Origin of the sequence: Terribacillus saccharophilus, from assembly GCF_002272075.1 — a bacterium.
Taxonomy (GTDB): Bacteria; Bacillota; Bacilli; order Bacillales; family Amphibacillaceae; genus Terribacillus; species Terribacillus saccharophilus_A.
Map to the genome: position 1 here is coordinate 1 of NZ_NPBJ01000045.1, position 8,658 is coordinate 8,658.

6 protein-coding genes are annotated in these 8,658 nt (G+C 38.5%); 1 reads left to right on the plus strand and 5 read right to left on the minus strand.

Going from position 1 to position 8,658, the window contains the following annotated elements:
* Window positions 1-499: 499 nt before the first annotated feature.
* The 4 genes from CHH48_RS19045 to CHH48_RS19060 all read right to left on the minus strand — a co-directional run bounded on the left by CHH48_RS19045 (window position 500) and on the right by CHH48_RS19060 (window position 4,918).
* Complete coding sequence (locus CHH48_RS19045; protein WP_095220847.1) at window positions 500-2,395, minus strand: FtsX-like permease family protein; 1,896 nt, start codon at window positions 2,393-2,395, stop codon at window positions 500-502.
* Window positions 2,370-3,134: an ABC transporter ATP-binding protein gene (locus CHH48_RS19050; RefSeq protein ID WP_095220846.1), complete on the minus strand. Its 765-nt coding sequence runs from the start codon at window positions 3,132-3,134 to the stop codon at window positions 2,370-2,372. The genes CHH48_RS19045 and CHH48_RS19050 overlap by 26 nt, the downstream gene beginning before the upstream one ends.
* An 81-nt stretch (window positions 3,135-3,215) precedes the next feature.
* Window positions 3,216-4,217, minus strand: a complete 1,002-nt coding sequence (locus CHH48_RS19055; protein ID WP_095220845.1) for a sensor histidine kinase — start codon at window positions 4,215-4,217, stop codon at window positions 3,216-3,218.
* Complete coding sequence (locus CHH48_RS19060) at window positions 4,214-4,918, minus strand: response regulator transcription factor (protein ID WP_095220844.1); 705 nt, start codon at window positions 4,916-4,918, stop codon at window positions 4,214-4,216. The genes CHH48_RS19055 and CHH48_RS19060 overlap by 4 nt, the downstream gene beginning before the upstream one ends.
* Before the next feature lie 394 nt (window positions 4,919-5,312).
* Between CHH48_RS19060 and CHH48_RS19065 the strand changes: the two genes are divergently transcribed.
* Window positions 5,313-6,773: a carbon starvation CstA family protein gene (locus tag CHH48_RS19065; protein WP_095220843.1), complete on the plus strand. Its 1,461-nt coding sequence runs from the start codon at window positions 5,313-5,315 to the stop codon at window positions 6,771-6,773.
* A gap of 501 nt (window positions 6,774-7,274) precedes the next feature.
* On the opposite strand, the gene CHH48_RS19070 is transcribed toward CHH48_RS19065, so the two are convergent.
* Window positions 7,275-8,210, minus strand: a complete 936-nt coding sequence (locus CHH48_RS19070; protein WP_095220842.1) for an NADP-dependent oxidoreductase — start codon at window positions 8,208-8,210, stop codon at window positions 7,275-7,277.
* Window positions 8,211-8,658 lie beyond the last annotated feature (448 nt).

Genomic DNA, 8,658 nt, shown 5'->3' on the forward strand with positions numbered 1-8,658 from the left:
CCAATTATGTATGATGTCGCTTTTCTTAAGGACAAGTTAGATTATATATGTTCCAGAAAGGAAATGCAATACAAAATCGAAAAATAACTAGATCTTTTTTTGTTACTTTCTTTTTCTTAATTTCACTATCGAAGACTTTACGTTCTTTTTCTAAATCATGCAGCTCTATTTTACATGAATATAAAGATGATTGGCAACTAGCAACAGAATAACTCCAAGTCCCGCACATCCTCCCACTTTGATAGAAATGCAATGCCTCTAACATATTTAAACCTCAACATTATACTAAAAATACCATATATAATAGCATCCCGTTTTCTTCCCTTAAAATTGTTTCCCGATAAAAAAACTGCCGGATCCCTTATCCAGCAGTTTTACACTTCTCTATCATAATGAGAGTCTATTAATTTTTAATCCAAGGAAACGGCATCGTCTATCCCATCATTCCAGTCTTATACTTCTATGTTATTTCTTTATAACACATAAATAAAGACCATTACTAAAAGACTGTTCGTATCACATTTTTCACATAGATAAATCGTACAACCAAGAAATAAAGTACTTGAATTACCGCAAAGCTTCCCAGAACCAAAGCAGATTCTACTGTTAAATTGTAATTAAACAAGCGCGATAAAGCGGTAAGTGCTACGGCACCGTGAACAAGTGCTACCACAATCGGTGAGAAAAACAGAATGGCAACTTGCCGGTTCACTACTTTTTTTAATTCTGATTGTGTCAAACCAATTTTGGCAATTGACTGGAACTTGCGCTTTTCTCCATCAATATCCGTGAACAAGCGGAAGTAAAGAAAGCTTCCAGCAGAGACAAAGAACACAATTCCGATAAACAGGCCGATAAATAAAATTGGTCCATATGCTTTATTAATTTCATAAAGATTATAATCAACAGCAAACACCTTGTGTTCTACTTGATCCTCTAACTTTCTACCAGCTTCAATCAATTGATTATCGTTTCCGTCTAGTACATTCCATGCAGCCGTGAAATCTGTCCTTCCTGGTGTTCCAAGTTCAGTATAAGTGCTATCATTCACTACATAATAACCTGTTATGCCTAAGCCTACTGCAGACTCTACTGTTTTACTCGGTTGAATTTCTTGTCCGTTTTCCAGCTGGACGCTGGATGTCATCAATATGTCACTAGCTTTCTGCCCTCCCGTGATAACCGCATCACTTTGTTCAACAACGATTGCCTCATTTTCCTCTGGGTGCAATTCCTTTTCACTAATTAATGCAGCAAATCGGTTGTAATCAGAAGCTTTAACTATTAAAACAGATGATTCTTCCGCAGTTGTGTCGAAATAAACTAGCTCCGCTTCTTCCATTTCAGTGTCTATTTTTTCTTCTTCTATTATAGAGTTAATCTGCTGAATATCCTGCTCAATAATTTCTTCACTATCGTCCAGGAAAGGACTATACGTATACGTATATGGATTAATCTCCTTTATCCCTTTTGTAAGATAAGATTGAAATCCATATAATGAGCCAATGGCACTAAAAGCTACGGTTGATATAATCGCAACCATAAAAAATGTTCTAGCGTTATCTTTCATTCGAAACGATAAGTCACCAAAAAGCAGCATGTTGGTCTTCCGCCAGAAAATTGATTTATTTTTTTTCATCAGACGAATGCAATACACACTTAATTGCGTAAACAAGATGTATGTTCCCAGCGTCACCACGATAATAACTGGAATCATTACAAAGACAACACTGGCACCTTTCACGTAAAGAGCAGTACCATATCCTGCAATTAGCAAGAACACCGCGAGGATAGAAAGAACGATAGAGGCTTTCGGTTCTCCTTTGGACTGCTTATCTCCTTTAATGAGATCGACCAGCTTATTTGTACGTAAAATGAACGCAACCAAAACCGATATACAGAAAAAGAGAAAGATGAAACTGACAAATGTTACGACAATCGCCAATGCCGGGAAATAAAAATCAAGTGATTCATCGATTATTAATATATTCTCAGCAATTAAAAGGATAGATTTTGCGAATACCAATCCAATCAGAATTCCGCCAGCTGTTGCGAAAAAACCGATTAAGATATTCTCTAAAAATACCATAAGCCGTATTTGCTTATCGGAAGCTCCTAAAGTAATCAACAAGCCAAACTCTTTCTTCCTTGACTGTAAGAATGAACTCATCGAATACAAGATAAAGAAGAAAGAAAATATATAAATGATTCCGCCTGCGACAGCCATTCCAAATATTGCATACTTATTAACAGATCCCTCCGAAAAAGCTGGATGGAAAGCAAAGATTGCAAATGTGAAAAATACCATCACCGTAAACATACTGCTGAGGAAGTAAGCAATGTACAGCCGTTTATTGCGGAGAACATTTCTAAACGCGAATTGACGAAAATTCATTGCCCTCTCCTCCCATCAGTGAAAGCATATCGATTATCTTCTGGAAGAATGCTTGTCTGCTCTCTCCCCTGTGAATCTCGGAATGCAGCTTCCCGTCCCGAATAAACACAACACGATCAGAATAACTAGCAGCTTGCGGATCATGCGTTACCATCAACAAGCTTGTTTTATTTCTTTCATTGATGGATACCAGCATCTTCATGACATCCTTGGCAGCTTTCGAATCAAGGTTTCCTGTCGGCTCGTCCGCTAACAGCATTTTCGGCTCATGGATCATCGCCCTGGCAATGGCAACCCGCTGTGCCTGTCCGCCGGAAATCTCATATGTGCGCTTATTCATAATTGGCCCGATACCCAGACTCTTCGCTATCTGCTGTGCTTTATTCTGCATCTCGCTTGCACGGACACCATCTAATGTGAGTGGCAGAATAATATTTTCTTGAACAGTAAGTGTATGCAATAAATTAAAGTCCTGGAAGATAAATCCTAGTTGATTACGGCGAAATTTAGCCAATGCATTCTTCTTGAGCTGATGCGGCTGCTGTCCATCAATTTCTACCTGCCCAGTTGTCGGTGCATCGTTTGTAGAAATGATATTCAAAAGAGTTGTTTTTCCGCTGCCCGACGGCCCCATAATGGCAACGAATTCACCCTTTTCTACTTCTAGATCGATATCTGTAAGAGCTCTATAAGCAACCTTACCTTCATAAATCTTACTGACTTTTGTTAGCTTGAGCATAATCCATTCTCCTCTCTAATGCTTAATCTAAGCATAGCCTGAGCAGTACAAGTCCTACCATCGATTATGCTTTCACGAATCTTACATTGATGTAAGGTTTTGTGTCTTGGAGAAGATGATCCGGACTGCAGTTCCTTTACCTACGGTTGATTCCATCTCCAGACGGTGCTCCAGTTTATCAGTGACCTCTTTTACTAAATACAGCCCCATTCCGGTAGACTCGCGATATTTCCTGCCATTTTCACCGGTATAAAACTTATTGAAAATACGTTTCTGATCTACAACAGGAATACCAATTCCAAAGTCCTTCACTTCCAGCACCAATTCTCCTAACCTTTCATAAACAGAAAGAATAAGTTGATTTGATTTTCCAGCAGAGTATTTAACGGCATTATGTATCAGCTGTGATAACAGGAAGAATAGCCACTTTTCATCCGTCTCCACCATTGCTCCTGCTTTCTCTTCCTTCAATACTGGATATACTTCGTTGCGTATATAAAATCGCTTGTTTTCTTGATTGACTTCATGGATTAGCTTGGAAAGGACGACAGGCTTGATATGAAAATCTTCTGTAATGGTACGAAGCCTCGCTAAATAGAGAACTGTATTCAATCCCTCCCGCATCCGGTCCGTTTCCTCCCGAAGACTGGAGGATTCTGGTTCGTCCAGCGTTTGAGCCGTTAATTCGATGACAGAGAGCGGCGTCTTCATTTGATGGACCCAACGATCCATGAACATCAAATGCTCGTCCTGTCTATCTTCTCCTTTAAGAAGTTCTTCCTGATATAAGCGATACTGAGATGCGAGTAATTGATCGAGCGCTTCTGAAATAGGTGCCCGTTCGGTAGTCTCTAACGATTCATCGAGTGCCGTCAGCGAATGGTGTAACCTTTTATAAAATTTTCTTCGGCTAAAGTACCGGTAGCAAAGGAATACTGTTATTAAAAGTAACGATAGGAAAATAGCGTATAGACTTACGCTAATATTGCGATAGCCATCCAGCCAAAAAAGTGCTGATACTATTACACATTGTAAGAGCTGCACCACAATGAGCAGTATATGCTCGCGAAGGAATAATTTCATGCTTTCTCCTCTTTCCAAGTAATGCGCAAACGATATCCTGCTCCCCTGACCGTTTCCACAGCATCTTCAATCCCTATTTCTTGGAACTTATTACGAACGCGAGTTATATTCACATTCAAGGTATTCTCATCCACATAGGCTTGGTCATCCCATAATTTTGCCAGCAAATCCTGTCTGCCAGCAACTCGGGGAAAACGCTCCAGTAAGCTTTCGATGATGTCTGTTTCTTTTTTAGTTAATTGTGTTGATTCATTCCCAAACCGCAGCTCCAATCGTTCCGGATAAAATTGTAATCCTTCCTGGATAAGCACTCTTTCCTCAAGCTTTGCTGCATACTCCCCGTAAGCACGCCGCATTTGGCTTCTGATTTTCGCCATGACAATATCCGGATTGAAGGGCTTTGTTATAAAGTCATCCCCACCATTCTCTATCGCCATCACCTGATCCATCTCACCAGTCCGAGCGGATATAAAAATCACCGGGCAAATGGACACTTTCCTTATTTGCCTGCACCAATAATAGCCATCAAAACTAGGCAAGTTGATATCCAATAAGATAAGCTTAGGCTGTATTTCTAAAAACGTATCCATTATTTTTTCAAACTCTTTAGCAATGGTAACTTCATACCCATATTTTTCTATGTGGGTACTCAAATATTCTGCTATTTTCATGTCATCTTCCACAATCATGATTTTCTCCATAAGTTATTTCTCCCCAGTTCCTTGTATAGCTTCATCTTACCATCTGAATCCCATCGAATGTTACTCCTAACAAATACATCCAAAACAAAAAAGACTCTAACTATTGTTAGAATCCTGGTCGGCTTTCAACAAATTAGTAACCATACGTTGTTCCGCTTAAATGAACACTATTCCGTTTAGTTTCCTCACATTTTACAAAATAAACAATCGAGGAGAAAGGAAATCTCAAAGCGGAATCGCCGTACTTTTACATAAAATTTAAGAAACAAGTGGTGTAAATCTAGAACGTTCTCAAATACTTATACAAAATATATATTTTTTTCCTTCTCTCATAAAGTCTTTTGTTATACAATTATGTAAACGTTTACAATTGGAACTTTGGAGGGGATAAGATATGATTACATTTTTTGTTGCGATTATTGCATTAGTTGCAGCGTATTTTACGTATGGAAAATACGTTGAGAAAGTATTTGGACCGAATGAAGATCGGCAGACACCAGCATACGCTAACCAAGATGGTGTAGATTATGTACCAATGAACAAACAAAAAAACGCATTAATCCAATTATTAAATATTGCCGGTACCGGTCCCATTTTTGGTCCAATTATGGGGGCACTATATGGCCCTGTAGCATTCTTATGGATCGTGCTGGGTTCTATCTTCGCTGGAGCGGTACATGATTACTTAACTGGTATGATTTCAATTCGCAACCGAGGTGCTCATATTCCAGAACTTGCCGGAAGATTTTTAGGTAAAGTCTCCCGTCACTTAGTGAACATTTTTGCTTTATTGCTATTATTACTTGTTGGCACCGTATTTGTTACGACACCAGCGTCATTATTGCATAATTTAATTGATGGCAGAGTTGCTTTGGTAGCTATTATTCTTGTTATCTTTGCTTATTATTTTTTGTCTACCATTCTCCCAATCGATAAGATTATTGGCCGTGTCTATCCTTACTTTGGGGCGCTATTAATCATTGGTACAATTGCTGTAGGTGCAGCATTGTTTATTAGAGGCTATACAATCCCTGAATTATCATTAACGAACATGCATCCAGCGGATCTGCCAGTTTTCCCAATACTATTCTTAACGATTACTTGTGGTGCCTTATCAGGGTTTCATGCAACGCAATCACCGCTCATATCTAGAACAACACAAAATGAAAAACAAGGCCGTTACATTTTCTACGGTATGATGATTGCCGAAGGTGTTATTGCAATGATATGGGCCGCCGCCGCAATGACTATTTTTGATGGCCAAAGTCTTCAAGGATTAATAAATGAGGGTACAGCTTCTCTGGTAGTTAATGAAGTTAGCATGACCTTACTAGGAGCAGTTGGCGGTACCATAGCAGTTCTTGGTGCAGTAGTGTTACCAATTACCTCTGGTGATACAGCGTTCCGTGCCGCACGTAATATCATTGCTGATTATATCAGCTTGAGTCAGACCAAAATGACAAAACGGTTAGCAATTGCGATTCCTTTGTTTGTCGTTTCCTACTGGTTAACCACCATTGATTTTAATATTTTATGGCGCTACTTCTCATTTGCCAACCAAGGAACTGCAGCACTTGCTCTTTGGATAGGCACCATGTATCTCTTTGTAAAAAAGAAAAATTACTTCATCGCATTAATTCCAGCGGTATTCATTACCGATATGGTTTTAACTTATATACTATATGATAGTAATCTTGGTTTTGGCTTGTCCTATCAGGCAGCACATACAGGAGGATTCATCATGACAATCATCATCACTGCTCTGTTCTTCTGGAAAGGAAGAAAAAATAGCAGAGAGAACTTGGTTGTCGATTTGGAAGCACCTTCTTTTCGTAAAGCTGAGAAAATAAATTAATCAGGAGGAGTTAGGTGAAAGTATTCGCCTAACTCCTTCTTTTCTTATAAAAAAAAGATTACTCCAAATCTGATTCATGCCATATAGAATAATCCTCCTACAAGACTACATTTCTTTGTCATCAAATGTTTTGCTTCTTTTCTATTTGGGAGTATTTCCACTGTCAAAGCTTTTCGGCTAGTTACTATTACCTCCGACGCGCATACGATCTTAATTATTTTGCGGCGAACATAAATGAACGCAAAAAAAGACCCTAACTTAACGTTAGAGGCTTGATTTCAAAGCTCTGGCAAACTGTCAGGTGATACTGGTGGCCGGGATCGAACCCGCATTCCTTACAGAAGAAATCATTATTACATTAATGCATGGGAAACCACGATTACTTCTCACCGATTAACCGTAGTAATTGGTAACATATCATCAATCAAGAATTACCCCACCTACAATGAAAATACCCAATAATGATAGTCAATCATTATTGGGTACACGGGATCATACCGCTCATTTAACTTTTATCACTATTTTACCTTTGGCATGATGCGTTTCACTTAATTCATGGGCTTCTTGTAAAGCTTCTGCTGAAAAGTCGAATACATGACCAACTTGAGGCTTAATAATTTCTTTCTCAAGTAATTCTCCTAATTCACCTAATTGCTTACCATCTGGCGTTAACCAATAGGAGCTTGCCGTTACTTGATGTTTTTCTGCTAATGACTCATCAGGTTGTCCCGCAATCGTTACAAGTCTGCCGCCGGGCTTTAAAACTTGGAAGCTTTTATTTAAGATATCGCCGCCCATTGTATCAATGACTGCATCATAATCACTTAATTCGTCTTCAAATTGCTGTGTGTGGTAATTAATGAATTCATCAGCACCTAACTCTTTTACATATGCTTCATTTTTTTCACTCGCAGTTGTAGCAACATAGGCACCCAAATGTTTTGCCATTTGAATAGCCATACTTCCTACCCCACCAGCTCCAGCTTGGATCAATACTTTATCACCTTGCTTGACTTTTGTATTGTCCACTAGACACTGCCAAGCAGTTAAGCCTGCTAATGGAATAGAGGCAGCTTCTTCAAATGTGAGGTTGCTAGGCTTTTTGGCAAGTAATTCTTCATCCACAGCCGTAAATTCTGCATAAGTGCCTGCAGCGGTAGTATCCGGTCGCGCGAAAACTTCATCCCCAACTTGATAATTCTTCACTTCACTTCCAATTTCAACTATCTTACCGGCAACATCCCAACCAAGAATAATTGGAAATGACCAATCGAGCATCTGCTTTAAGTAACCCGCACGAAGCTTCCAATCAATCGGATTAACAGAAGTGGCATACACCTCAACAAGCACCTGATTTGGTTTTATTTCAGGTTTCGGCAATTCTTGCTCTAGCAATACATTTTTATCACCATATTCATTAATAATAACCGCACGCATGAATAGCACTCCCTTTATATGAAATATTTTTGTAAGCTTTAGTTTCGTTCTTTCCTAAGAAGTTATTCCTTCTTGTCAGAGCTTGATGAAAATTTCATAAGATTCTCTGTACGAAGAATTTATTTTTATACAATGTTTATTGTAACCTCTTATAGCTTTGAATCAAACTGAACTGCTTATAAATGATATTTATAAAATTACAAGATAGGGAACAATTCGTTATTACTCTAAGTTCTTAAGTTAACGCTATATATAAGACAACATCCAATCATCAATCTACTATGCTAAAATCCACTTATGTTCTAAACATGCCACAACTATTGTTATTAACGCAGATACTAAGATATCTTTGCTTATATTCCATAAGGTAAATCAATTAAAGTAAAAAACAAAAAGACCCTAACTTTACGTTAGAGTCTTGATTTGACAGCTTTGGCATACTGTCAGA

Coding starts and splice junctions, on each gene's coding strand:
- CHH48_RS19060 (WP_095220844.1), bottom strand. CDS start 4,918: ATGGAGAAAATCATGATTGTGGAAGATGACATGAAAATAGCAGAATAT.
- CHH48_RS19045 (WP_095220847.1), bottom strand. CDS start 2,395: ATGAATTTTCGTCAATTCGCGTTTAGAAATGTTCTCCGCAATAAACGG.
- CHH48_RS19050 (WP_095220846.1), bottom strand. CDS start 3,134: ATGCTCAAGCTAACAAAAGTCAGTAAGATTTATGAAGGTAAGGTTGCT.
- CHH48_RS19065 (WP_095220843.1), top strand. CDS start 5,313: ATGATTACATTTTTTGTTGCGATTATTGCATTAGTTGCAGCGTATTTT.
- CHH48_RS19070 (WP_095220842.1), bottom strand. CDS start 8,210: ATGCGTGCGGTTATTATTAATGAATATGGTGATAAAAATGTATTGCTA.
- CHH48_RS19055 (WP_095220845.1), bottom strand. CDS start 4,217: ATGAAATTATTCCTTCGCGAGCATATACTGCTCATTGTGGTGCAGCTC.